Source organism: Vibrio sp. J383 (assembly GCF_023503985.1).
In the GTDB taxonomy this organism is placed as follows: Bacteria; Pseudomonadota; Gammaproteobacteria; order Enterobacterales; family Vibrionaceae; genus Vibrio; species Vibrio splendidus.
Window position 1 is genome coordinate 1065334 of sequence record NZ_CP097294.1, and the last position, 26566, is coordinate 1091899.

The following is a 26566-nucleotide window of genomic DNA, read 5'->3' on the forward strand; positions in this document are numbered from 1 at the left end:
AGATCATGATATCTGAATTAACGTTACCAACCGGCGAAGTGCTTATAAACGTTCCAAGCGAAACATTCATTTTGATGGAGCTTGGATTCACTGAAGAAGAAGCGGTTGCTTGTATGTCTGCCGAGCAGAGGAAGCAACAGCTTGAAGAAGTGATGGACAAACGCAAAGCCGCTTATCGAAAAGAGTCTGACCCACTGTTTATGGAGTGGCAGTTTGATGGAACTTCTGAGTCTGAATCGCTTTGGAAAAGCAAAGTGGAAGAAATAAAAGCGCGCTACCCTCTACCAGTTGATGACAACACGGCTGAGGGGTAGATAACCTTGCTCATTCTTAACGGCGCTCAGCTCCCACTAAAGAACCTACGTATTAGCGTTCGTCAGCAATTGGCCGGACAAGACATGTCCGGCCAAACCTCGGCGACTGACCAAGCGGAAACAGGCAGCAAGGGTAAAATACTGACGGTGAAAGGCGTGATCCCTTTTACCAAAAATCAGTTGCTGACTAACTTGTTCAGTATGGCCGAAGCGCAAGAAAACGACGCGCGGCAAATCTATCGTATCAGTAACAAAACAGCCGAGGCGTTGAAAATTCGCCAGGTGAAATTCCAAGGGGTAGTGCGGGCAGATGAGCAAGAGTCTCACCGCCAGTGGAGTGTATCGTTTGAACTGGTCGAACACCTGTCAGTGCCAGAGCGAGTCGAGCAACGTCAACCGGATAAACCTGCAGCTCAACAGAAAGTGCAGGGTGTGAATACACCGGTTGAAACAGGACAAACCGACGATGTACCGCCAGGCACGCAAGTGGAATTAACGGGCGTCATGAAAGTGCTAAAAAGTGTGGATAATGCGCTGGCTTAAACGAGGGTGTGGCCAATGACAACCAACAACAAGTTTCTTTGTCGCGCTTACTTAGGTAAAGAGAAAACTAAGGTCAAAAGCCATCGTATTGTCTTCAGTGAAAATACGCCTGGTCGTTGTGAGCTTTCGGTTGAAGGTAACCCTGAACCAAACACGCTCATCGCTATCGACTTAGGCTGGGGTGATGACATTACTCGCGTCTTCTTGGGTTACATCGAACGCGTTCAACCTGCTGAAAAAGGGTGGTCGAAAATATTTTGCCGTGAGCTCGCGGCCATTCTCTATAAACCGCTCAATATCATATTGCGCCATCCAACACTGATGCAGCTACTGAGCGAGGTCACCAATAAAACGGGGCTTCAATTTGTGGTACCCGAAAAGGCTTACAGTAAAACAGCCATTCCTTGTTTCTACAGTGATGGTAATGGGTATCGAGTCATCGATGAGTTGGCCCAGGCATTTAGCATCGATGATTTGTTCTGGCAGCAGCAAGGCAACGGCCAAGTGTATGTGGGCAGTTGGAGCGATTCATTTTGGGCAGGTAAGCCGATCACTTTGCCCAATGCGCTTATGACTAACCACACGGCCAACAAATCGGTAAAGATACCGGCTATCCCAAAGCTCAAGCCCGGTGTTGTGGTGAACGGGCTTCGATTAGTGGGTGTCGAGTTTGAAGGGACGGAGGCAAAGCTAACATGGATGTGAATACCTTCAAGCGCATCATCTTTAGGTTGTTCCCTGAGTTCACAGGGCGATGGCACTTACCCCGCTGGGGAAAGGTGGTTGCGCTCCCAGAGCTGCCTGAAGAGGGCGATTTATCTGATCGCTTCTACCCTCACTACGCGGTGGATGTTCAGCTGCTTGATGAAAAAGGCATGGAGTATGAAGATAAATCACCACTGCAGGCGGTACCGCTTCCCGTTCCTGGTCTGGGTGATCATGCTGGTCGTTTAGAGCCGCCGGCAATCGGTAGTATTGTTGAACTAGGCTTCATGTTCGGTCAACCAGACAAGCCGTTTATTCGTTGCGTGCTGCCACTGGGGTTTAAGCTACCAGGCATTAAGGAAGGTGAAAGCCGATACCAACAGCGCAAAGGTGTGTATCAATTAGTCGACCAGAAAGGCAACTTTGAACGTAAGACAGACCAAGCCGATAAGCTTGAATGCCTAACTCAGCAAATCAAAGTACTAGAAAATCGAATCGCTGAAATTGATGGGAACCACACCGAAACCGTTAAAGGCAATAGAACCATCAAAGCTAAGAACATCACCGAAGACGCAGACACCATCAAGTTCAATGGCGGGAAAGGGGTCTGCACAGGCGCGAGCATTTGCCCCTTCATGGGTAAACCGCATGTTGATGTATCAACCACTGTTTATGTAGGGAAGTAACAATGGCAATAAGTAAAACATCATTGAAACAGAAGCTAGAAACCGAACTGAAAGCCCAGGGCTTTGTGCTCGATGGTGAATTCGCAATGGCTGGCATGATGGCTGAAGCCATCGCGAATGCTGTAGTAGATGAGATCACGCAGAACGCTCAAGTAGCAATTTCTGCGGGAAGCTCTTCAGGGGAGTATAAAGTTAGTTGACGAACCAAAGTTTAAGATGGTTCGTTTCCCTTGTTGATTACATCAACTTGAAAGAAACATTATTAATACTTCGGTTAAACCAAAAATCACAATGCAAGGCAATAAAATTGATCGTAACAGGTTGATAATTATTAGGTTAATTTCCTTTTTTCCTGTCTCGTTAATCCTAGTTTTATAAGTTATTGCTAGGAATAATATTACGTAGAATCCACTCATTTTTCTTTCCTCTCACTCTATTGAAGACAATATTATGAAAGTTTGAAGAATCTGGCGTGTCGATTTACTACTGCTATTTGAGCCTACAAAATCATCATGGAAGAACCTCTGGAGATCATAGGTATAGATTTTGGCTAATTGTTGGTGAGGAATTGGCACTCAAATACGCTTACTTTGTTAAGTCAGACGAATTTATGCACTAATCCTCTTGTATGAATGAGTACTTGCTATCGAATATAGATTACAAATATGTTTGTGAAGGAAGGTCAATGATCATTGCTAGGGAGTTAGTCCCATTATGTCGCTACATACGAGTTACCATTTCTAAAGTACTTGGCGGGGAGCCCGAACAATGGCACTCAGATACGGAACTGGATAGCTTCATAGCAAGTGTAAGTATCGATATAGTTAATCGAACCCACGACTTGATAGTGATGCTTGACTACTTTTACGCCTTAATAATAGTAAATGCGCCATTGGAAAGCGAAGAGCGTGAGATTTTGGATGTTGCAGAAAGTTTGATTAGAGAAGTGAGACGAACGAACATTCCTAATCAATAAAAGTGGCGGCAAAAATGGCGGCATTCATTGTAAAACAGCGTTGTTTATGGGTATAAATCGCCACTTATTACTGTTTTTATATACATTAATATTGGATTAACTTGTTGATTTTATTGTAATAGTTATTGTTTTTATTAAGTTCTACGGCATGTCTTCACAGTCGGCTATGGACAAGCACTCAGGTGGTGTTGCTAAGTACCGTGCTGCGGAAGGTAAAACTGTTTTACTTCCATACCGTGGTTCAGTTCATTACACGATTTCTGACATCCTTGGTGGTGTACGTTCAACTTGTACATACGTAGGCGCAGCAAAGCTTAAAGAGCTAACTAAGCGTACGACTTTCATCCGTGTACAAGAGCAAGAGAACAACGTATTCGGTAAAGAGTAATCTGAACGAATTCGAATAGTTTGAAAATCAAGAGCCGCTTTTTAGCGGCTCTTTTTTTGGGTTTTGAACAGAAGCAATAGGTCTAATTATCCCAAGTGTATGTGTTCCGGTTGTTTTGTAGTCTATTAGAACTCCAAATAATGGTAATTTATTAGTAAGTCGGTAAAATGTGCCAGCTACGTTTCTTTGAGTATTTTTAATGACAGTAAAAGCGATAGATTTGTTTGCCGGTGCCGGTGGTTTTACTCTTTCTGCAATCGATGCAGGGGTAGATGTGCTTGCAGCTATCGAGTTTGATAAAGCCGCTGCTAATACTTATAAAGAAAACTTTATAAATACACGCAAACTTAAAATTGATTTACGAGCTGGTGAAGAAGACGGCGACATTAATAATGTGGAGCCTTCAGAGTTAAGAACGAGCTTAAAGCTTGAGAAAGGTGAATTAGACCTTATTCTAGGTGGACCTCCATGTCAGGGCTTTTCAACTCACCGAATTAATAATGCTGGCGTAAACGATCCTCGTAACGCTCTGTTACTTAGGTACTTTGAATTCGTAAACGAGTTTAGCCCTAAAGCTTTCCTTGTTGAAAATGTTGCAGGCCTACTGTGGAAGCGCCATAAAGACTTTTTAGATAAGTTCATTTCACTTGCTGAGAATGCTGGGTACATTATAAAGTTTTGCGATATTGTGAACGCGAAAGATTACGGTATACCTCAGAATAGAAAGCGCGTGTTTATTTACGGCCTTAGAAAAGATCTGGATTGTCAAAGTATTCACTTTCCACCAAAACCGACACATTTTTCACCTAGTTCTACAAATAAGCCTCACTGGGAGACTGCATCAAGTGTATTTGATAAGTTACCAACAGAGCTTTATGAACAGTATTGGGACGACTATTTCAAAGATAAATCGAAACTAAGTCATGAGCAGACTTTTGAGCTCCTAGCTTCTTTGAGTTACGGGGCGACTTTTAAAGAAAGTGACCCATGCGACATTCATATGAAGCCTACAGAAAAAATGCTCGGTCAAATTGAAGATACTCCGCTGAATGGGAGTAGAGAAGATGCTGGTAAAAAGCATCAAAAAAAATGCCATTCTAATGGGTATAAAGGGCATAAAGATGTTTACGGTCGGATATTTATACACTTGCCAAGTAATACGATCACCACTGGATGTAATAACCCTTCCAAAGGTCGTTTCATGCACCCCTGGTTAAGCCATGGTATGACGCTTCGGCACGCAGCAAGATTACAATCTTTCCCCGATTGGTTTGACTTTTATGGCAGCTCGACTGAAAAAGCTCGGCAAATAGGGAATGCTGTACCTCCTGAGCTCGGAAAGATACTGATAAGTGACATATGCAGTAGATTGATATAAAGAAAGTGCCTACAATACTAGGCACTTTTTTTATTTTCATTATCTTAGGAATCACAAATGTCAGAGGCTGTTCCTTTTCTAACCCGTGCTAGGACGTTAGACCATCTGGGAAGAGAACAAATTGCAGATTGCCCAACCGCTATATCTGAACTTTGGAAAAATTCATTTGATGCTTATGCCAGAAATGTTGCATTACATATTATTGACGGAGATGTTCCTTTAGCTATGGTGGCCGATAATGGCCATGGAATGAATAGACAAGACTTTGTCGATTATTGGCTAGTAATAGGTACCGAGTCTAAAAAAAGTAATAAGGTTAAGTCACGTAGTGATATGAATGGTCTACCAGAACGACCAAAGCAAGGGCAGAAAGGGATCGGAAGACTTTCTTGTGCAATTATGGGGTCATTGCTTTTAATCATATCTAAGAAGAAAAACGATGATTTTGTTGCGTCTTTAATCGACTGGCGTTTGTTCGAAAACCCTTATTTGTATTTGCACGATATAAGATTACCTGTTGAAGAGTTTAGTAATAAAGATGATTTGTTCAATTTATTACCTTCAATGCTAGATCAATTAAGAGGTAATCTCTATGGTGATATATCGCAAGATAAAGATAGAGCAAGCAGAATTAACCATGCTTGGAAGTTGTTTTCTGAATTAGAGGTTTCTCAGGAACTTGAACAACAAGATAAATTAGTTACTACTACAATTTCCGCAATAGAAAAAACTCTCGCTGCTACTAAATACTCATCGGAAACACTTAGTAAATGGGATGTATGGAAAGAGCTTAGTGATCATGGAACCGCGCTAGTTATTTCGGATGTGAACCCTGATATTACAGCTCAATTAGCGGAAAATTCAGTAGATAATACGATAGTACAAGCTCAAATGAAATTCTCATCAACATTATCTAACTTTTCTGAAACATATCTTGGCATAGAAAGAAATATATTCGATTCCTTTGATAAAGAGTATGATTTTGAGAGTTCGTTTAAACATGAAGTTAGTTTATGGCGTTCTGGGAAGCCTTATATAATATTATCGCCTGATGAAGAGTTTTCTTCTGATAACTTTGACCTTTGTGAACACATAATATCAGGTGAAGTTGATGAAAATGGTACATTTTCAGGAAAGGTTCGCTCATTTCATAAAGATAGAGGGGATGTAACGATACATTCACCATACTCAGTACCTACACATCTAAGAAGCAAAGTTGGAAAGTTTCATATAACAGTAGCTAGCTTTGAAAATTTGGCAAAAAATACGACACTAGAAAATGATGTTTTCAATTACCTGACTAATTTAAGTAAGAAGTTTTCGGGATTTTTAGTTTATAGAGATACTTTGAGAGTTATGCCCTACGGTCGTGATGATAATGACTTTTTTGAAATAGAGGCAAGAAGATCGAAAAATGCTGGTTTATATCATTATTCGAACAGGAATACTTTTGGACGATTATTGATTACTGCTGAGAATAACAAAAACCTAAGAGATAAAGCTGGTCGAGAGGGTTTTATTGATAATAAATCTTCGAAAGTATTTAAAGATATCGTTAATAATATATTGGTAACAGTATCTAAAAGGTATATAGGCAGGGAATCAGAAATAAGAAAGGTTCTCCAACCACAGTTGAATGCTGCATTTAATGAGCGTAAAGCCAAAGAAGAAAGAGAAAAGAAAAAGAAACGAGATCAAGCTAGATTTGTTGGTACATTAATAAATAATTTAGAATCGATCTCTGAATTATCGAAAGAAACCGAAGAGTTTTTACTTGTATATAATGAGTACAAGAAGACTTATGATTCTGAAGATTTAACCTTATCGCATGACAAAATCAGTGAATATAAAAAACAATTAAACAATTTAAGATTGTCTGGAATACCAACTAAATTAGGTAAAGCGGAAATTCACTATAGAAAGTTTAGAGATGACTTTCAAGAAATTGCATTTAAGCTTAATGATGCCCAAAAAGAAGTTGGGTTACTGCAAGAAGAGTTGAATCCTAAAACTCCGATAGAATTATTAGACGATAGAATAGAAAGAATGACAAAATCGTTTTCTAAAGGCCTAAGAGATAGTGTCAAAATCTTGAGTAGTGAATTTGATTCGGAGCGAGTTAGACTAGATGGAGTTGTTGAATCACAAATAGAAAGAATCAAAAGTGATTATAAAGATATCCGCTTCTCTTTAAAGAATGATGTGATTAGTTTACAAGATTCACTTTCTAATGTGGATTTAAAAAAAGACAAATTAGACTTAGAAGTTGAGAGCCTGTTTTCTACATATATGTTATCTATTGATAATCTTAAGAATGATATAGACCTAAATACTATTGCCACATACGACTCTGAGGAGTTTGAAAAACTTCAAGAGGAAGTTAGTAGACTTAATGGGTTGGCGCAGCTTGGAATCACTGTTGAAATTATTAGCCATGAGCTAGCTCACTTAGACAAATCAATGAACAACATTATTAGTACCCTTGTAAACCAATTAGGAAACACACCTGAGATATCAACGTTGCAATCTACTTATGACGGGATATCAAGTAAGTTTGCCTTTCTCGCTCCTTTACGAGTTTCGGGCTCAAATAAAAAACAAGAAATTAGGGGCGTAGATATAGAATTATATATAAATACGTTTTTTAATAAATTGTTTTTGGAAAATAATATAAACATTGAATATTCTGATAGTTTCCGGAATGTATCTATTCGAGATGATAAATCAAGAGTGTTACCTGTGTTTGTAAATTTAGTGAATAATTCTAGGTATTGGGTCTGTCAAAGTAAATCAAGTGAAAGAAGAATTATGATTGATTTTGTTGATGGGGAAGTGATGATTTCTGATGATGGTCCAGGTGTGGATAAGGATGATATTAAGAACTTGTTTACTATATTTTTCACGAAAAAATCTACAGGTGGAAGAGGTATTGGTTTATATTTAAGCCGAACTAATCTCGCAGTGTCTGGTCATAAAATCGCTTATGTTATGGATAAAAAAAGAAAGTTACTTAATGGTGCCAATTTTTCTATTTTATTTAAAGGAATAAAAAATGTCTGACTTAGCAAGTATATTAGAACAAGTCTATATTGATCCGATAAGAACTGTACTTGTTGTCGATGACGAATTTATTAGCTTAGATAAAATGATTGAAATTAGTATGTATACTCATACTCATGATGACATTTCAGATATTCAATATCATATGAATATTGAATATCCAAATGGACTAGATTTAGCTCGTTCAAGAGAACTGATAAAGGCGTTCCGAGCTCCGGGAAGAAATTGGTTGTGTGATATTCATGATGGCCAAGATATTAGTGATACTATTACCGATCACTTACATCAGAGTGATTTACTAATTCTTGATTACAATTTGACGGGTGATCATGATGATGGGACAAAGTCTTTAGAGCTTATTAATAAAATATCACATAATGATCATTTTAACTTGGTTGTTGTTTACACTAAGAATAATATAGAAAATACTTTTCATGAAATATTATTTAATCTTACAACACCTTCAGAATATTTTGAATCACTGTCTATTGTCAAATATGATTTAAAGCTATCGTTGTGGGAAAGTCAAGATGATAATTTTGAAGAAAAAATAACTACGTTATTCGAAGGGACAAGATTGATTGAGATATTATCACTCACTAACGATGATATTAAATATGATAAATTAAGTTATTACAGTGAGATATTGGATCTATTTAATGATATGCCTGATAATGTGGGTTTTACTATTAAAGAATTTGTTGATATTGGTTCAAAGAAACAATACGACTTGATTAAACATCAACTTGTAGGAGTAAACGGACTTACTTGTGATGCAGATATATCATCTAACGTCAATTGGATAAAGAACAACCGATTATTTATAACGGTTATAGATAAAAAATCTGTCGAGCCAGTACTACTTCCTGAATATCTAGGTAAGGCTCTTCTATCTTGGAATCCAAAGCCACACCGTTTATTAATGTCCAAAATTAGAGCTGAGCTTGATAATAATGGAGCATTATTTGAGGACGCTATTCTTTCTAATAACTATGTTCATGCTGGTTGGCTTAAAGATTTTATTGAAGTAACGGAAGAAAAATCAAAGTGGGTAACTCAACAAACTGTCTCACAAGCTGTTGAGTTAATGTCTGAATCAATGATGCAAAGCCTAGAAAAATTTTCATCAGCTCTAAGGGAAGAGCTAAAGGGATCCCCAGTTAAAGATGTTATATCCAACTATCACGGGGTTAATATAGATGATCGACATGATAAATTAGAGATATGTAAGCATTTGAATGCTCATCGGTGTAGTCAACTAGTTAGTGGTAACCAATTATCTACTGGTCATATCGTTGAAGTTAATGAAGAAAAATTTATTTGCCTGACTCCTGCTTGTGATTTAATTCCTACACAAAAAAGTGACTGGAAAAAAGAACTAGGTACTTTAATGCCATTTAAGTTAGTTAGACTTTGGAATTGTTCGGATCGCTTTAAACCTAAAGGGAAGACTAGTTCAGAAGAGAAGTTATTAAGTAACCTTAATAGTAACGAGAATGTAGTCATTAATGAGGATGGTAAAATTAAAGGGTACTCTATTTTAAAAGCTGACGGCGCAAACCCTCAATGGGAGCAAGCTTTTTGCCACGAACTCGGAAAAATAATATGGGAAGATGATAAGCCTTTTATTGTTTTTACTAAAATAGTTCATTCTGGCGGCCTGTCTAACATTGTAGGTAATAGAGTAGTAAAAGCTAAAATTGTTTCTCAACTTCGTTATGAATACGCAATCAATCTTTTACAAAAATTTGGAAGCTCGCAGTCAAGAGTAGGTTTGGATTTTCTTCAATATAGAGCCTAACTAGATTAACTATCTAGCAACGTTAAGTTGGACAAGTCAAAACTAATACTTATCTATAACTAACGCGACTTAACCGTCTCCGATTGTTCGAGTTGGAGCCGGTAAAGTTAAACGATATTTAATATCGTTTAACTAAAGTAAGTCCGCTCCTACCTACTAGATACGTATCGCTTGCAGCTGGTTGAATCTCTTTAGCGACAATCAATAGAGTCCCATCGAGATTAATACCCATAATAGTCAAACATGTGGTTAGGTTTTATTAAAAGCTAGTTTGAGCCACTGAACTAAGATCGAGGAAGTTAAACAAAGAGTAGGGGGACTATGACTTTCTATTCATTCTAGGGAGATCGGCCCAGCAGATTCTCACTGAGCCTCATTATAAGACTTTACTACTTCTACTTCGCATAATTCGAAGGAAACAGTGCTCGTTTCGCTTCTTCATCACGTTCGGTTTTAAATTCAACGTCTTTACCAATCTCGCGAGCGCGCAGGGCGGCTGGGCGAGTGTTAATTGCGTTAAACCAACGCTTCAAGTTCGGGTAAGGTTCTAAGCCTTCTTCACCAAGCACGAAAGGTGCTTTATCAATCCAACCCCATGCAGCGACATCGACAATGGTGTACTCATTTCCGACGATAAATTCACGACCTTCCATATGTTTCTCTAACACTTCGTAGTGACGTTGTGCTTCGCGAAGATAACGATTTACCGCGTAATCTAAGCCTGCTGGTGCGGCATGACGGAAGTGTACTGATTGGCCTGAGTATGGACCAAGTCCGCTCGCGATAAACATCATCCAAGATAGCAGTTCGGCTCTGTCTTCTAGCTGACCACCAAGCTTGCCTGTTTTCTCTGATAGGTACAGAAGGATAGCGTTAGAATCGAACACGCGTTGCCCATCGTCTTCAATGGCTGGTGTTTTACCGTTCGGATTTATTAAGCGATATTCCGGTGTGTGTTGCTCGCCTTTTAAAGTATCGACAGGAACGAGTTCAAAATCTAGGCCTGTCTCTTCTAGAAACAGAGCGATCTTCATTGGGTTGGGTGTTTGGTGAAAATAGAACTTAAGCATGGGGTAACTCCTTGTATTGGTCATTCATTAAAGCACCACTTGAACGGTCGTTCAACAATTGATTCTAAATTATTTGAAAATACGTCGATTCACATTTATCGGCCATACGTTTAGAACTTCGTTATCTGTCGGGAGGATTAACATCGAACAATGCAGTGTATTGGATTTTAAGTTGTTGAAAAAATGAGCTTAAAGTTGCTGTTTGGGCGTGTTGTTTTCTGCGGAGTTTGGATTTGTGAAGGGTGGTTTTCGGTGGAATAGGGCGTATGGAATCATCAGTTAGATATTCCAAAATGATCGGTGAATTCCCCTTTAAACCAAAGTTATCTCGATGCGCAGGCTTATTGGTAAGTTCAAAATCGTGATCTGTTGCCACACCTTATGCAACAAATGAATATTAACCTCGGAGATTCTGGTGTGGTTCACAGTTTTTTAATCTTAGGGAATTACATTGGTGAGCAAATCTGATGTGAACACTTAACGACACAGGATCTTTCCATGAAAAAGAACATTATCGCCCTCGCTCTTGGTGGCATGCTCGCTTTTGGCGCAACACCTTATTCTTTTGCCGCTAACGATGGCGCAGTACAAGCTTCAGCAGATTACGCGCAGTTGGTGACTAAGCGACAAGTTGTCGACCAATTACTTCTTGATGCGTTGCAGGCGTTTAAGTCTCCGGCAAGAATTTCTCACGCGGGCTTCACGGCTAAAATGCCAAGCAACATGGAAATTGTGACTAACCGATTGTTAGAAGCTTACCAGCTAGAACCTTACCGTACTGACTTGTTGATCTCGGCAGCGAACGCTCAGATCTACAACAAGAACGCAGAACGCGCTATTGAGTTGTTTGAACAAGCACTGACGGTTGCGCCAGACGATGTCGACCTTCATGCGTATCTAGCGGTTTGGCAGCGATTTGAAGGCAATGACAGTGAATCGAATAAGCACATGGAGAAGCTGGAAAGCCTGAATAAAGGCAAAGCAGAAGACATCAAACGTATTTTTGCAACGGTCGACCGCGTGTTAGAAACTCCTCTTAAAGAGTCTGCGGATAAGGGACTGTTGAGCGACCACGGTGCCATCGTCACTTTGGGCTACGCGCTTAACCCTGATGGCTCTATGCATGAAATCTTGATTGAACGTCTTGAAACGACATTAGCAATGTCGAAAGCGAACCCAGACGCGATGATCGTGTTAACCGGCGGCGTGCCTAAGAACCATAAGACAGAAGGCAAGTTAATGGCGGATTGGCTTATCTCAAAAGGGGTAAGCAAAGACCGCATCATTGAAGAGAACTACGCGACCAGCACGGTAGGCAATGCCTTATTCAGTAGTTATGCGCTTGCTCGTCATGATATTAAGCACGCGACCATTATTAGCTCGGCAAGCCATGTTCGTCGTGGTCAAACTCTGTTTGAAATCGCGAGCTGGCAAACTGGCCCTCAGGGCATTACCTTCGATACGGTTTCTTACCCAGACAAGCCGCTAGAAGATCTTAAGAAAGCGAGCAGTGGTGAGCTATTAGGTATCTACCGTGATGCTCTCAGAACTTATGGCATGTGGAGCTACCGTTCTTACCCGCTGGAATCTCGTTAAGCCCAAGCATCATTTGAATTTGGGAAAAGCACAGTTCGTGTTAAACCAAAGCTTCACTTGCTAGTACAATCGAGCACAGCTAGATGGTATGCTGTGCTCCTACTTAATTTAGTGTTTCAAAGGCAAAAAAATGAACCCGATTTTAGCAATGTTGAAAGAGAACAATATTAGCGACGAGCAGATCAGCGAGATATTCAAGACGTTGACCGAGAACCCTCTTGCAGCAATGGCGACAATCAGCCAACTTGGTTTACCACAAGATAAACTTCAAATGCTGATGGGTCAGGTAATGCAAAACCCTGCGCTAATCAAAGAAGCAGTTGAAGAGCTTGGCCTAGATTTTTCTAAGGTTGAAGCGGCTAAAGAGCAACTTCAAAAATAAGTGAATTTGAATGAGCTAATATCGAATTAGCTTAATCAAAATTCAATGAAAAGGTCGTTTAAGTTCAGCAACAGGCTGTCTTAACGGCCTTTTTTGATCTTGGTGGCGATTATTCACTTTGATCAAGTTGCTTTCAATCCCTGCCTCCCATTTTCTACTCAACGACTATTTCAACACAATTGACAGCACCTTTGCCAAATATGCGTTGCTACTGACAATTTACTTACTAGACTTAATTAACCTATGTGCGACTTGATATGTGCACCTTGATGAACAGTGTTTTTTGGATGAGGAATGCCTTGAATAGTAGGGATATAAACATCAAACAATAGCGCTGTTTATTTATGGGTCACAACAAGAAAAAGAATAAGAGGGCACTCAAATAAGCCCTTTATTGAGCAGTGATTTTATAGGAAATGAGTTATGAAATATTTAAAGGAAACGGCTTTAGCGAGCCTTGTGTTGGCAGGGCTTGTTGGTTGTGGCGGAGACTCAGGATCATCAAGCAGTACGACGCCAATTACCTTGAGTGTGAGTGATGCGCCCGTCGATGATGTTAAAGATGTGACGGTGACATTCAGCAAGGTGGCTTTACTTCCTCAAGGGGGAGGTTCGCCACTGATTTATGATGTGTATAAAACGGACGAAAACGGCGACTACGTTGATGAAAATGGCGATCCATTACCTGATGGCGCAGATCCTATTCCGTTAAGTGTTAATTTATTGGATTACCAAGGCAGCGAGGCGCTTCCTTTGATTGAAAATGAGGTCATTCCGGTAGGCAGTTATAAGTTGTGTGTATTTGCGAATGATGGCGATCACCCGAAGCATCCATCTTATGTTGTAGATGATCAGAATGACGAACAAAAGTTAACAGTGAAAGGTGAAGGCGCGTGCCCGCAAGGTGTGGGTAAAGAAGACAATGCTGGCGTGCTGTACTTCAACAACTCATTCGATGTGAACCAACAGAGTAACGATTTTGTTGTCGAGTTCGATCTTCGACGTGGCCTAAAGAACAGTTCGACTTTCCCTGATTACACCATTCAAAGAACGTCTGTAAGCCTTATTAATACGGTTGAGACAGGAAACATTGAAGGTACTGTAGCGACAACAACTTTTGGAGCTTGTAACCCTACAAATGACAATACCTTCGTCCAATCGGTTTATTTGTATGAAGGTGACATCGCTAAAGCTAACATGGCTCCGATTGGCGGCAGTGATGAAGTGAAACCGATCACTTCAGCGTCAGTGGCAATGAATGAAGCACAGACTAACTATGAGTTCTCTCTGGGCTTCATTGATCCAGGTACTTACTCATTGGGTTATACCTGTACTGCGCAGTACGACAGTGATGAAGACAATGCTGATCCGGTTGCTGATGGTTTTGAAATCTATGATGTTCAAAATAGTGTTCAGGTAGTGGTTGGTCAGGATAACCAAGTATCGTTTTAAATCTTTGACGTGATTTAGCATTCGAATAAATACGGCCTCTTATTTGGAGGCCGTTTTTGATCATGTCACCTAGTTAGCATGAATTTGATGATCATTGAGTGTGACTCTAGGGAAGTGATAATGTAACTTTGTATCTCTTACTTTAACCTAGCGAAATGTACTCCGGCGTTGCTCATGAAATCTAGCTTAAGCATTCGATCTTACACCAAGCAATTTAATACCCATGCTCATGGTGACCATCATCAACTGGTATTGCCGATCCAAGGCAGTATTAATATCGAAATGGTGGGGTATGTCGGTAAAGTGGCGGTGGGCGAATGTGTGGTGATTCCGGTAACCACAGCACATGCGTTTAAAGCGGACGAAGCAGCGCGGTTTATTGTCGCGGATATGGCTGTGTTGCCTCAGCATTTGTTAGAGCACGAGCTCTCGGTTTTCACGATAACGCCACCTTTGATGAGCTTCTTGTTGTTTGTTGAGAAGCAGCTGGAATATCAGGTCGATAGCGGTATTGAGTCATCCATCTTGGATGTGTTTTCACTGCTGTTAGAACAACAACAGGTCAGTAAGAGCATCGACCCAAGAATCCGCGCCGTACAAAGGCTGATAGCGGATAATTACACACAACCGTTATCCATATCACAACTTGCAGAAACGGCCTGTTTGAGTCCCACTCAATTTAAAAAACGCTTCAAAGAATGCCTGGGTATCAGTGCGCTTAAATACATCACTCGATATCGTATGGAGAAAGCTCAAGCCTTGTTAACCCACACAGATTTACCTGTTCAATTGATCGCTGAAAATGTGGGATATAGTGATGTTTCTGCTTTCAGTCGCCGCTTCTCTCAGCACTTTGGGATGTCTCCAAGGGCGTTTCTAGGCTCAATGAAAGACAGTCTTTAGAAACAACAATAGCGTCCTTTCGGCAAACTAACTTTTATCAATCTTCACTATTATCTATTTCAGAACTGAAAATTGGGTAATAGAAATGAATCTTGCCATCAATCGCGTTAACGAATTCCAAACGGGCACTTTAGCCATCTTGTTTGCTTCTATTTTATGGGGTACGACAGGCACCGCCGCAAGTTTTGCTCCTGATCTAAGCCCATTAGCGATTGGTGCTTTCTCTATGGGCATCGGTGGCCTAATGCAAGCGGGATTGGCGTATCGAAAAATCCTATTCGCTTTCGAACAGCTTTTGCAGAACAAGAAGTTGTTGGCAGTGAGTGCTTTGGCTTTGGCGGTCTATCCCTTAGCTTTCTATTCTTCAATGAAATTATCAGGTGTGGCGATTGGTACAGTGGTTTCGATTGCGACCGCCCCTTTCTTTTCGGCACTATTAGAGTGTCTGATTAGCAAAAAGAATAATATCAACAAACGTTGGCTCACTAGCTTTGCGATTGGTGTGGTGGGTATTGGGTTGTTGGTGTTTTCAGAATCTTCATCGACGAATGAATCCGGTGATGATCTCAAGCTGTTCGGTATTGCTTTAGGTTTGCTCGCTGGGTTGTGTTACGCCATTTATTCTTGGGCGACCAAAGCACTGATCGACAAAGGGATTAAGTCACAAGCGGCGATGGGCAGTATTTTTGGCCTGGGTGCGATGCTGTTGCTGCCAACGCTCTGGTTTACTGGTGATAACCTGTTTTCCTCGCAGATTAACGTATTAGTCATCAGTTATCTGACGCTAATCCCACAATGCTTGGGCTATATCGCGTTCAGTTTTGGTTTACGCCACGTGACCGCGAGTAGCGCCAATCTGCTGACTCTGTTTGAACCAGTAGTCGCAGCGGTGCTTGCCGTCTGCGTTGTCGGCGAGCTGATTCCTTTTATAGGTTGGCTAGGTATGTTTCTGATTGTGCTGTGCTTGTTGATACAGTCGAAGCCATCTAAAGGAATGCTATAAGTCTTTGTTTTGTTGAGCCTAATTGAAATCTATTCATGCGTAATTCTTATAATTGAATAAAATCAGTATCTCAGTTGTGAGAGTGCTGTTACTATCGCTATCAATAGTCGGGGGGCATATACCTTATTTGGTGTTTGCTGAGATCGTTAATCGAGACCCGTTGAACCTGATTCAGTTAACACTGGCGTAGGGAACTATAAGCACTCGATCTACGTCTGCACCCATGAAAACTTTCATGAGCCTAATGAGACTTCTCCTTCGATCAGTGTTCGTTCTCCTACGTCTTGTAAGATAGTAGGAGCGACAATGACACACAGTTCTATTTCAAAAGATTTAACGCCAAAAGCCTCAACTCCAAAATCCTCAACACAACAGCATTCTGTTGATGGTTCGATTCGAACGAACACTCCGATTGTATTGACGATCGCAGGCTCAGACAGCGGCGGCGGTGCGGGCATTCAAGCTGATATCAAAGCCATGTCTGCAACGGGTAGTTTCGCTTGTTCGGTAATTACTGCTATCACTTCCCAGAACACGCAAGGCGTTTCCGCCATTTTTCCTATTCCACTCGACCATGTCGCTAGCCAGTTAGATGCGGTGTTTACTGATCTGAATATCGTGGCCGTAAAAATCGGCATGTTGGCCGATTCGCAAATCATCAAAGTCGTTGCTGACAAAATTAAGCAGTACCAACCTAAACACTTAGTGATTGACCCTGTAATGGTCGCGACAAGTGGCGATCTTCTGTTAGAAAACTCTGCTATTACGACGCTAAAGCAAGAACTGATTCCGCTCGCAGACATTATCACCCCTAACTTGCCAGAAGGCGCGGCGTTAACAGGCAAGCCGGTACCTGAAAGCGAAGCTGAAATGCAGGGCATGATTGAAGATTTACGCGCACTAGGTGCTAAAGCCGTTCTCTTGAAAGGCGGTCATTTAGAGAAAGATGAAAACAGTAACGACTTACTGATTCTGCCAACCACATCTGCTCTGATTAGCGCGAAGCGTTTTCCTACCAAAAACACCCATGGCACGGGTTGTACGCTCTCTTCTGCCATTGCTTCTTTCTTGGCTCAAGGCAACACGCTTCCAGAGGCTGTTGACCTAGGCAAACAATACATTTCTCGTGCGATTGCTCACGCTGATGAGTTGCAAGTCGGCCAAGACCATGGCCCGGTAAATCACTTCTTCGTTGGACACGGTAATGTCCGTTAATACGGTTGGTGTTCAACTCAGCAATGCGATTCTGCGTTACCGAGATAGCGAGCACGCAACCTTATCGGATCTTTCGCTTAGCTTAAACGCAGGTAAATGGACGGTGTTGCTTGGTCGAAGTGGCTGCGGAAAAACCACGGTATTGCGTTATCTGGCAGGCTTATTAGACGATAAGGTGGAGTGGCAGGGCACATTGGCAACGTCTGATGAATTGCCTTTAACCGATCGCATCGCTTACATGGCGCAGCAAGATTTGTTACTGCCATGGCTATCGGTCATCGACAATGTTTGCCTGAGTCATCGCTTTCAAAATCTAGCTTCTGATAAAGCACTGCAAACCAATCAAGCACTAGAGCTGTTAGCTGCAGTTGGTTTGGCTGATTATGCGAATGCGATGCTGGATCAGTTGTCTGGTGGCATGCGCCAGCGTGTTGCTTTGGCTCGCACCTTAATGCAAGACAAGCCAGTCGTGCTGATGGATGAGCCGTTCTCTGCGCTGGATGCGGTAACAAGACACAAGCTGCAAAGTTTAGCGTGTGAACTGCTAAAAGGTAAAACCGTTGTGTTGATCACCCATGATCCACAAGAAGCGGTGCGCTTGGCGGATAATTTGTATGTGTTGCAAGGCACACCTGCGAATGCTCAGTCTTTATCTGTGCCTCTCACATCAACACCACGAGTGTTAGACGGTGAATGCGCTGAGTTACAACAAGCGATCTTAGATCAGTTGGAGCGTGACTATGAATGATCTAACGCGAAGCGAAGTTGGGGCTCGTTCAACCGACATACAGCCTAGCACTGAACGCCCTCGTCAGATGAATCCCGTTATGCGTTTGCTGATCAGCAGTGCTGTGATTCTCGGTTTATGGCAAATGGTGGTCGTTATCTTCGAGATGCCGAGCTTCATTCTGCCAGCGCCTGCAGAAGTCTTTATTAAACTATTCGAACGTTACGATGTGTTACTCAAACATACATGGGTGACTGCGCAAGAGATCTTACTTGGCTTGCTACTCGGTTTGTCGATGGGGCTATTTTTCGCCCTACAGATGTTGATGTTCGAACCACTAAAACGCTGGCTGTTACCTATCTTAATCGCTAGCCAAGCGATCCCTGTATTTGCTATCGCGCCAGTATTGATGCTGTGGCTTGGTTACGGCATCGCCTCAAAAGTGGTGATGGCGGCGATCATTATCTTCTTCCCAGTAACCACTTGTTGTTACGACGGCTTACGTAATACTCCGACAGGCTACCTTGATCTTGCCAAAACGATGGGCGCATCGAAATGGCAATTGCTGCGTTATATCCAACTGCCTGCTGCGCTGCCAACATTAGCGTCTGGCATTCGTGTGGCGGTGGTTATTGCCCCAATTGGCGCAGTCGTCGGGGAGTGGGTTGGTTCGAGTGAAGGGCTGGGTTACCTAATGCTACAGGCCAACGCGCGAATGATCATTGATGAGATGTTTGCGGCCTTGTTCATCTTGGCGGTGCTGTCTATCTCGCTCTACTTCGTTACCGACAAATTACTCAAAAAAGCTATCCCTTGGGAGAACCAGTAATGGTTCGATAACACTTGTTTAATAAAGCTTCGCTCACGCTATTTATCTAAACAAAACTTCGTTAAAAATTAGCTCTATAAACACAATAATAATATTCAAAAGGAAAGGTTAACTATGAAAAATACAAAATTGATAGGTGCAGTGGCACTGCTTGCTTCGTTAGTTTCAGGTCATGCATTAGCGGATTCTGAACAAAAGAAACTGACATTGATGTTGGATTGGTTTGTGAACCCGAACCACGGCCCAATTGTGATTGCTCAAGAGCGTGGTTACTTTGCTGATCAAGGCCTAGAGGTTGAAATCCAAGAGCCAGCTGACCCAAGCACGCCTGCAAAATTGGTTGCTGCAGGTAAGGTCGATTTAGCCGTAACCTACCAACCAAGCCTAACTATGGATGTAGCAGCGGGCCTTCCTTTAGTTCGTGCATCAACCCTTATCGCGACGCCACTGAACACATTAATGGTACTGGATAACGGCAAGAACGATTCGCTAGCGGATCTGAAAGGCAAGAAGATCGGTATCGCGATTGCGGGTAACGAAGAAGCGACCATCGGCACCATGCTAGCGCAAGAAAATGTAGCGTTTACAGACGTGCAAACCATCAATGTGGGTTGGGCACTTTCATCTTCATTGGCATCAGGCAAGGTAGATGCAATCTGGGGTGGTTTACGTAACTTCGAAACTAACCAATTAGCCCTTGAAGGCTTTAAAGCAAAAGCGTTCTTCCCAGAAGAGCACGGTGTGCCAGCTTACGATGAGCTTATCTTTGTTGCGAACGCAAAGCAGCACGATGATGAAGCGATCAAAGCGTTCAACAAAGCACTTGAGCAAGCAACAACTTACATCGTGAACCACCCACAAGAGTCATGGAGCGAGTTTGTCGCGTATTCACCAGATACGTTGAACAACGAGCTTAACCAACGCGCATGGAACGATACGCTGACTCGTTTTGCACTTCGCCCTTCAGCGGTTGATCTAAAACGTTACGACGATTACGCACAGTTCATGTTCGACAAAGGCATCATCAAATCACTACCAAAAGCCGCTGACTACGTACCGACTTTTGATTAAGGAATCTCATGAAATACCAAGACTTAATCCAAGCCTGTCAACAAGATTGGCAAGACTACACAGAGCATGATTTTGTTAAAACGCTAGCAAACGGCACGCTCGCTCAACCATGTTTTCTGCATTATCTGAAGCAAGATTTTCTGTTCTTAAAACAGTATGCTCGCGCTTATGCATTGGCGATTTACAAGGCTAAAACATTGGCTGATATGCGTCGTGCACTGCCAAGTGTTCATGCTTTATTAGATTCTGAAATCTCTCACCATGTGACTTACTGTGGTCAGTGGGGGTTAACCGAATCTGACCTAGAAAACGAACCGGAAGATTTCGGTACGGTGGCTTACACGCGCTACGTTCTGGATGCAGGCATGACGGGTGATCTTGTTGACTTATATGCTGCACTGGCTCCGTGTTCCATTGGTTACGCTGTGATTGGTAAAGCGCTTTTAGAAAGCAGCGATACCGTATTAGAAGGCAACCCATACGCAAGTTGGCTGCAACTGTATGGCAGTGAAGAGTTCCAGTCTGGCGTAGCAACGGGCGCGGAATACTTCAACCAGCTACTTGCTGAAATTGATATCAACAGCGAGCGCGGTCAGAACATCGTTCATATCTTCAAAACCGCAACGCGTATGGAAGTGGCTTTTTGGCAGCAAGGGCTGAACGCTCTTAATGATTCAACAGCGGCTTAAAAGCGACTTTCACGAATAAGGATTTACCCATGCTAACTGAACAAATCATCCAATCGTTGCGCGCAGTACGAGAGCAAAAGCCACTGGTTGTGAACATCACAAACTACGTTGTGATGAACAATACGGCCAATGCGTTATTAGCGATTGGCGCTTCGCCTATTATGGCGCACTCGCAGCAAGAACTGGCTGAGATGATGTCTTTCTCTGGCGCGCTTGTGATCAACATTGGCACGCTCGACAGTATTTGGACGCCAAGAATGCGCTTCGCTGTTGAACAAGCGAACGCGAACAACAAGGTTGTGGTTCTTGACCCTGTGGGTTGTGGTGCAAGTACGCTGCGTACCGAGACTTCTCGTGAAATTGCACGCTTAGCTGACAAGTTGATCATTCGTGGTAACGCGTCTGAGATTATCGCGTTAGCGGGCGAGCAAGCACAGAGCAAAGGCGTTGATGCGCTAGATAGCAGTGATGCCGCGGTAGGTGCTGCGCAATGTTTGGTGGCTGAATACGGTGCGAATGTGGTGATTTCTGGTGAGACAGATTACGTTGTCACGAAAGACAGTGTTGTGACGTTAAACAATGGTCATCCAATGATGCCGTATGTGACGGGCATGGGTTGTACCTTAACGGCACTGACGGGCGCTTTCGCTGCTGTTGGAGATGAAAGTGGTTTAGCGGCAGCGGCGGTATTGGGTGTGGTTGGTGAAATCGCAGCTGAGAACTCACGCGGCCCAGGTAGCTTGCAAATGAACTTGCTTGACGAGCTGTATCAACTAGATGAAGATACGTTGATCCAATGTTTGAAGATTCAGTAGATTCAATCTGGCTATAAGCATTTAGCTCACTAAAAAGCCCCCAACACGAATGTGCTGGGGGCTTTCTTATTATATAAACCGTGTTCGCTATGTTTTCAATAAGCGAGGCTCGAAATAACAGAGACTTAAAGTCAGCTAGGTTCTAAATCGATTCACTTGGCTTTCTAAGTGATGGGCAACTTCGGTTAAGTCGCTCGCCGCACCAGAAATGCTGCTGACCGATTCTTGGTTGCTTTGTGCGATGGTGTTGGCACCTTGTGCATTCTCACCCAATGATTTGGTCAGACAATCTTGTTCATCAACCGATACTGCGATCTGGCTATTCGCTTGATTCAAATCTTGGATGTGTTGGTTAATCACATGTAAGTTCTGAGAAGCTTGTTGTGCCTGAGTTGAAGCATCTGAAACCGTGCTGTGACTCTCTTTGATTGACTCGAGTGCGTCTTTAGCGCCACGCTGTAGCGAGGTGATGAGTTCGTCAATCTGGCTAGCTGAATCTTGAGTACGCTTAGCGAGCGTTCTTACTTCATCGGCTACCACGGCAAATCCACGACCTTGTTCACCTGCGCGCGCTGCTTCAATGGCAGCGTTCAATGCCAGTAGGTTAGTTTGCTCAGAAACGCCTTTGATTACTTCAAGAATGGCGCCAATATTCATCGACTCTTTGTGTAGGTCAGTCACTTTTTGGCTGCTCACCTGCATGCTTTCATCGGCGCTGCCAATCTCATGCAGTGTTTTGTCTACTTCTTTGAGCCCCATCGCCACATTCTCGGTTGCTTGGTTGGCAACTTGAGACGCGTGGTTAGCACTTGCAGCAATTTCTGATGTGCTTGAAGCCAATTGATCAACGGCAGAAGAGATGTTGATCATTTCACTGTTCAATTGTGTTGCATTGGTCGAGCTGTTGTTTGTCACCTGATTAAGTGACTCCGACATCTCACCAATACGCACGCTAGAACGGTTCACTTGACCAACAATATCGCGCAGAGATTCAATCGTAATCTCCATGTTAGTCAGCAGTTCACCAATCTCATTCTTGCTCTCAATGTTCACTTCAACATTCAGGTTGCCCTGAGAAAGCTCGTTGGTGATCTGTTTAACCTGCGCGATGCCTTTGGTAATAGAACGAGTCACCAACACGGCGCTCGTCATGCCAATCACCAAAGCCACACCCGTTAGCAAGAAGATGATTTGAATCGAGCGCTTTTCACTGGCTTGCAGTACTGGTGTGAGCGCTTGTTTCTGTTGCTCGAGAATACTTTGAGCATCCGAGACCGCAATCGCTAAGCTGTCACCAATAGAGGCAAGAGTCGCAGTTCTTTGCGTGTTCTCGATCATTTGTTGATGAACTTGCTCAAAGCCTTTTGCATACGCTTCGCGCTGATTCGAGAAGTCTTCAATCAGCTCACTTTGATAAGGCGATGATTTGAGAGATTCAATGTCGCCTTCAATACCTGGTAGCGCGTATTCAAAGATATCTTTACCCGCTTCATAGGTTTTAAGGTCATTGTTGTTTGAATAACTGAGTACGGTGATCTTGGCTGCGAGGAAATTCTCCATCAACATGCCCGCGTATAAGCTCGCGTTTGGATCATTGTTATTGTAAGACTCATACAACAAACTCTGAGCAGCTTTCAGTGCATTGGTTTCTCGTTGGACCATATCAACGTTGACCAGTTGGTCTATGAGCAACTGACTCTGTTTCATTGATCCATAAGCCACATCAAACGCCGCCACACTGTCTTGCACTAATTGCAGGCTAGCTAGGCTATCGGTTTTGGTGGTGGTTTGGATTAAGTTGTTGAGCAGTTCATCAATCGCGAGTTTGCTTGATTGATAATTCGTTTCGTACTGTTCATCCAATGACTCTAAGTAACGTTCAGAAGCTAAACGCATCTGAAGAAAGTGCACTTGAATGTTGCTTGATAATGTCGCTTTTTGACTGAGTTCACTGTATTGGCTAAAGCCGTTCGACAAGGTTTGGATACCTTTGTAACTCACAAAGCCCGAAATGACGAAAAAGAGCAAGCAGATGGCATAACCCAGCTTGATCTTGAGCGCTATAGAAAGGTGGCGCATAACTATCCCTATATTTACCTGATTCCTTCACAGCGGAGTATTTCATAAAACAGCGTTCTGGGCATACTTGAGTGAATAGTTTGTGTAATAAGTAACGCTTTCGTTAAAAAAATCAGGGTTTTCGGTATGCTTTCAACAAGTTGTATATTCAATGATGCGCGCTTAATTGAGCTAATTTAGTATTAACTTCCATGCACATGATGCGATTTGTCGGTAAAATAGTACAACGCCAATTTTAGACATCGACTCCAAAGGTACGATATGAACCCTTATAAGCTCTATTTAGTAACGGATGACCAGCAAGATTTAGAAACGCTTAAGTTCGTGGTTGAACAAGCGGTTGCAGGTGGCGTTACTATGGTCCAAGTAAGAGAGAAACATGGGGATGTAAGAGCCTTCATTGAACGAGCACAAGCCGTAAAGTCGATTTTGGTTGGCTCAGGTGTTCCGCTGATCATCAATGACCGAGTGGACGTTGCATTGGCTGTCGACGCCGATGGTTTGCACTTAGGGCAATCGGATATGCCTGCAGAGTTAGCCCGTCAGTTGATTGGCCCAGACAAGATTCTTGGTCTGTCGATCGAAACTGAGCAACAGCTTCAAGAAGCCGATAGTTTGCCGATCGATTACATTGGCCTCAGTGCGCTTTTTGCCACACCAACCAAGACGAATCTAAAGAAACATTGGGGTTATGAAGGCATTCAAATGGCGTTGGAAACAACGCAGTTGCCGATTGTGGGTATCGGTGGAATTAACGAGTCGAACATTCCGCAGTTGGTCACGACCGGTATTCATGGATTGGCTTTGGTGTCAGCGATATGTCACGCTGAAAGCCCTAAACAAGCGACGCAGGATTTGCTGTCTCTAATGGGAGAGTGAAGGCTTTTAGACTAGAAAATAAATGAGTTTAACTGTTTGTTTTCTAGCTAAAACATAAGCACAGAGATGTGCTTATGTTTATCGCTTGAGCTTTTAAGGTTATCGACTGAGCTTCTAAGACAATCTATTAAGAGCGCTATGCTGTGTGTGAAGCACAAAGTATTTATTGTTCCTGAAAGCGTCTATTGAATGCACAGTTTGATCTACTGAGCACACAGAGCAACAGTACCGATGATCATAACAACGATCGCGGCATACCAGCCGTATTGTGCGGTCTTATCAGCAACAAACACCTTAATGTAGTTGAGTTCTTCATGCGCCATGGCAATGAAGTCTGTGTAGTTAATCGATAACTCGCGGCTGGCTTCTTTCAAGTCTTGTTGAAGTTTGTTGAAAGCCTCATCGATGAAGCCTTTTGTTTCTGGAACAGACGGAGTAGCAACCAAAGTTAAGCTATTCCAAACTGCCATACGCGATTCATATTCGCTTTCACTGACACAATTAAGTACGCGTAAATCATACTCTCGTTTGTTACGCTCTTTGCCCATTTTCTCAGGGCAAATATTTCTTAAAACGTTCACGACAAATTTTCCAAAAGGTTCATTTAGATATAAAAAAGCACTCGAAGAGGGCTCATAAACTGGGTGCGAATCAATATTCAAAAGTGATCTATTTGAAGCTTTCACAAGTGGTTGCAGGGCAGGGGTACTTATGTGGGAGATTTGAAGTTGGGTCAGTGGTGTTAAAGAGCGATTTGGTTTGTCGATATCAGTTTGATAAGACAAACCCTTTGGGATCACATACTAGTTATGTCACTTTGAGATATCAACTAGGGTGTTTTATCCACACGACAAAGAAAATTATCGGCACGAAAAGCGGAAATGAGGTAGTGCTGGAGAAAACACCACCGTTATTGACTTAGGATTCAGTTGCTGAAATAGGCTGAACTCAAGAATTGGGGGAGGCTAGTTGGCTTGCCATTGATTGTTCTCTAATGAGTGGCCTTTTAGTTTTTCAAGTAAACTTGTTAACACTGGCCCATTGATGTGGCTGCGAGACACCAAACAACCCACTGGAGTAATCCAACCACCATGCTCGTGTGAGACAGGTAACGCCACAAGTACGCCTTTTTGAATGCCTTCCATCACCATCAATTCAGGCACATTTGCCCAGCCAACGTTCTGTTCAACGAGATCGATGATCGTTTTGTGGTTGTTGGCATACCAAAGCATCGAGCTAATACCGTAGGTGAACCACAGTTCGCGCTGCTTTGAACTGCGATGCACACATTGGCGGTAACGCTTTAGATCTGAGTCTTGTACTACCGACATTTGGCTGAGTTCGTGAGTGGCGGAGCTAACTGTAAGAAAGCGGGCTTGGCCCAGTAAGAAGAAGTCCATATCCACTTTAAGTTCACCATCCGCATAGATGATGCCAATCTGCGCTTTGCCGCGTCTTACGAGGTCTTCCACATCGAAGGTTGAGGCCGTAATAATATCGAAGTGCGTGATTGGGAACTGATCGGCCAGTGAGCTGATTATCTTAATGAAATTCTTATCTATGATGCTTTCATCAACCGCAATGATCAGTTCGTGCTCATCTTCTTGTGTGAGCGATTCTACTTTTTGGTCGAAGTACTTTTGTTGGTCGAGAATCGACTTAGCGACAGGTAATAACGCTTTACCTGTGTTGGTCAAAACGGGGATGTTTTTCTCTCGGTTAAATAGCTCTTGGTCGATGGCAATTTCTAGGTTGGCGATCGACTGGCTGACTCCAGACTGAGCGCGTTTCAGTTTGCGAGCGGCGGCAGAGAAAGAGCCACTTTCACACACAGTGACGAAGACTTTTAATTGCTCAAAACTGTACATGTTATCTCTCGCTCAATACCAAAGGGGGTAATCACTCCTAGGCTATCACTATTCGTGATGGCTGTTAACTTTCTCTTATTATTTCAGGTGACATAATCTCGACCAATCCAACACGTAATAGATTATTTAGAGGAATG

At 42.5% G+C, this 26566-nt stretch carries 25 protein-coding genes, 1 pseudogene and 1 riboswitch; of the genes and pseudogenes, 22 read left to right on the forward strand and 4 right to left on the reverse strand.

The window, feature by feature from the left end; all coding sequences use genetic code 11:
- Window positions 1-5 precede the first annotated feature (5 nt).
- The 10 genes and pseudogenes from M4S28_RS21200 to M4S28_RS21245 all read left to right on the forward strand — a co-directional run bounded on the left by M4S28_RS21200 (window position 6) and on the right by M4S28_RS21245 (window position 9851).
- A complete protein-coding gene (locus M4S28_RS21200) occupies window positions 6-314 on the forward strand; it encodes a hypothetical protein (RefSeq protein ID WP_249632767.1) in 309 nt (102 codons plus the stop codon).
- A 6-nt stretch (window positions 315-320) separates the two neighbouring features.
- Window positions 321-857, forward strand: coding sequence for a baseplate complex protein (locus tag M4S28_RS21205; RefSeq protein ID WP_249632768.1), 537 nt, complete (start codon window positions 321-323; stop codon window positions 855-857).
- Window positions 858-872: 15 nt separating this feature from the next.
- A complete protein-coding gene (locus tag M4S28_RS21210) occupies window positions 873-1562 on the forward strand; it encodes a hypothetical protein (RefSeq protein WP_249632769.1) in 690 nt (229 codons plus the stop codon).
- Entirely contained in the window at window positions 1553-2248 is a 696-nt protein-coding gene (locus tag M4S28_RS21215; RefSeq protein WP_249632770.1) for a hypothetical protein, read from the forward strand. Before M4S28_RS21210 ends, M4S28_RS21215 begins: the two co-directional genes overlap by 10 nt.
- A 2-nt stretch (window positions 2249-2250) precedes the next feature.
- Complete coding sequence (locus tag M4S28_RS21220; protein WP_249632771.1) at window positions 2251-2448, forward strand: hypothetical protein; 198 nt, start codon at window positions 2251-2253, stop codon at window positions 2446-2448.
- A 485-nt stretch (window positions 2449-2933) separates the two neighbouring features.
- Window positions 2934-3224, forward strand: a complete 291-nt coding sequence (locus M4S28_RS21225; protein ID WP_249632772.1) for a hypothetical protein — start codon at window positions 2934-2936, stop codon at window positions 3222-3224.
- Between the two features lie 130 nt (window positions 3225-3354).
- Window positions 3355-3612: pseudogene (locus tag M4S28_RS21230) on the forward strand (IMP dehydrogenase); the annotation flags it as partial.
- A 199-nt stretch (window positions 3613-3811) separates the two neighbouring features.
- Window positions 3812-4990 (forward strand): DNA cytosine methyltransferase, encoded by a 1179-nt coding sequence (locus M4S28_RS21235; RefSeq protein ID WP_249632773.1) that lies wholly within the window; start codon window positions 3812-3814, stop codon window positions 4988-4990.
- A gap of 57 nt (window positions 4991-5047) precedes the next feature.
- Window positions 5048-8050 (forward strand): ATP-binding protein, encoded by a 3003-nt coding sequence (locus M4S28_RS21240; RefSeq protein WP_249632774.1) that lies wholly within the window; start codon window positions 5048-5050, stop codon window positions 8048-8050.
- Window positions 8043-9851: a response regulator receiver domain gene (locus M4S28_RS21245; protein ID WP_249632775.1), complete on the forward strand. Its 1809-nt coding sequence runs from the start codon at window positions 8043-8045 to the stop codon at window positions 9849-9851. Before M4S28_RS21240 ends, M4S28_RS21245 begins: the two co-directional genes overlap by 8 nt.
- A gap of 395 nt (window positions 9852-10246) precedes the next feature.
- On the opposite strand, the gene M4S28_RS21250 is transcribed toward M4S28_RS21245, so the two are convergent.
- Window positions 10247-10921, reverse strand: a complete 675-nt coding sequence (locus tag M4S28_RS21250; protein ID WP_249632776.1) for a glutathione S-transferase family protein — start codon at window positions 10919-10921, stop codon at window positions 10247-10249.
- A 498-nt stretch (window positions 10922-11419) separates the two neighbouring features.
- Here M4S28_RS21250 and M4S28_RS21255 point away from each other — a divergent pair, with 498 nt between their 5' ends.
- From M4S28_RS21255 to thiM, 11 genes are all read left to right on the forward strand, one after another.
- The gene (locus M4S28_RS21255; protein ID WP_009844828.1) at window positions 11420-12517 is read left to right on the forward strand and encodes a YdcF family protein; all 1098 of its coding nucleotides are present in this window, start codon (window positions 11420-11422) and stop codon (window positions 12515-12517) included.
- Between the two features lie 130 nt (window positions 12518-12647).
- Window positions 12648-12899 carry a DUF2999 family protein gene (locus M4S28_RS21260; protein WP_009844829.1) on the forward strand — a complete coding sequence of 84 codons (252 nt, stop codon included), beginning with the start codon at window positions 12648-12650 and terminating at the stop codon, window positions 12897-12899.
- 423 nt (window positions 12900-13322) lie between these two features.
- Window positions 13323-14351 (forward strand): DUF4382 domain-containing protein, encoded by a 1029-nt coding sequence (locus M4S28_RS21265; RefSeq protein ID WP_249632777.1) that lies wholly within the window; start codon window positions 13323-13325, stop codon window positions 14349-14351.
- Between the two features lie 174 nt (window positions 14352-14525).
- A complete protein-coding gene (locus M4S28_RS21270) occupies window positions 14526-15254 on the forward strand; it encodes a helix-turn-helix domain-containing protein (protein WP_249632778.1) in 729 nt (242 codons plus the stop codon).
- 85 nt (window positions 15255-15339) lie between these two features.
- On the forward strand, window positions 15340-16257 hold the full coding sequence (locus tag M4S28_RS21275; protein ID WP_249632779.1) for a DMT family transporter: 918 nt from the start codon (window positions 15340-15342) through the stop codon (window positions 16255-16257).
- Window positions 16258-16355: 98 nt separating this feature from the next.
- Window positions 16356-16467: riboswitch (TPP riboswitch) on the forward strand.
- Window positions 16468-16563: 96 nt separating this feature from the next.
- Window positions 16564-17472 (forward strand): bifunctional hydroxymethylpyrimidine kinase/phosphomethylpyrimidine kinase, encoded by a 909-nt coding sequence (gene thiD / locus M4S28_RS21280; protein ID WP_249632780.1) that lies wholly within the window; start codon window positions 16564-16566, stop codon window positions 17470-17472.
- Window positions 17462-18220 carry an ABC transporter ATP-binding protein gene (locus tag M4S28_RS21285; protein WP_249632781.1) on the forward strand — a complete coding sequence of 253 codons (759 nt, stop codon included), beginning with the start codon at window positions 17462-17464 and terminating at the stop codon, window positions 18218-18220. The genes thiD and M4S28_RS21285 overlap by 11 nt, the downstream gene beginning before the upstream one ends.
- Entirely contained in the window at window positions 18213-19028 is an 816-nt protein-coding gene (locus tag M4S28_RS21290) for an ABC transporter permease (RefSeq protein ID WP_249632782.1), read from the forward strand. The genes M4S28_RS21285 and M4S28_RS21290 overlap by 8 nt, the downstream gene beginning before the upstream one ends.
- A gap of 114 nt (window positions 19029-19142) precedes the next feature.
- Window positions 19143-20099 (forward strand): ABC transporter substrate-binding protein, encoded by a 957-nt coding sequence (locus M4S28_RS21295; RefSeq protein ID WP_017086372.1) that lies wholly within the window; start codon window positions 19143-19145, stop codon window positions 20097-20099.
- Between the two features lie 8 nt (window positions 20100-20107).
- The gene (gene tenA / locus M4S28_RS21300; RefSeq protein ID WP_004731635.1) at window positions 20108-20788 is read left to right on the forward strand and encodes a thiaminase II; all 681 of its coding nucleotides are present in this window, start codon (window positions 20108-20110) and stop codon (window positions 20786-20788) included.
- Between the two features lie 29 nt (window positions 20789-20817).
- On the forward strand, window positions 20818-21603 hold the full coding sequence (gene thiM, locus M4S28_RS21305) for a hydroxyethylthiazole kinase (protein WP_249632783.1): 786 nt from the start codon (window positions 20818-20820) through the stop codon (window positions 21601-21603).
- Between the two features lie 135 nt (window positions 21604-21738).
- Here the strand turns inward: thiM and M4S28_RS21310 are convergent, their stop codons facing one another.
- Window positions 21739-23682 (reverse strand): methyl-accepting chemotaxis protein, encoded by a 1944-nt coding sequence (locus M4S28_RS21310; RefSeq protein ID WP_249632784.1) that lies wholly within the window; start codon window positions 23680-23682, stop codon window positions 21739-21741.
- A gap of 261 nt (window positions 23683-23943) precedes the next feature.
- Here M4S28_RS21310 and thiE point away from each other — a divergent pair, with 261 nt between their 5' ends.
- Entirely contained in the window at window positions 23944-24561 is a 618-nt protein-coding gene (gene thiE, locus M4S28_RS21315) for a thiamine phosphate synthase (RefSeq protein ID WP_249632785.1), read from the forward strand.
- A gap of 203 nt (window positions 24562-24764) precedes the next feature.
- Here the strand turns inward: thiE and M4S28_RS21320 are convergent, their stop codons facing one another.
- Entirely contained in the window at window positions 24765-25109 is a 345-nt protein-coding gene (locus M4S28_RS21320; RefSeq protein WP_249633752.1) for a thiamine-phosphate diphosphorylase, read from the reverse strand.
- A gap of 417 nt (window positions 25110-25526) precedes the next feature.
- Complete coding sequence (locus M4S28_RS21325) at window positions 25527-26429, reverse strand: LysR family transcriptional regulator (protein ID WP_249632786.1); 903 nt, start codon at window positions 26427-26429, stop codon at window positions 25527-25529.
- Window positions 26430-26566: the final 137 nt, after the last annotated feature.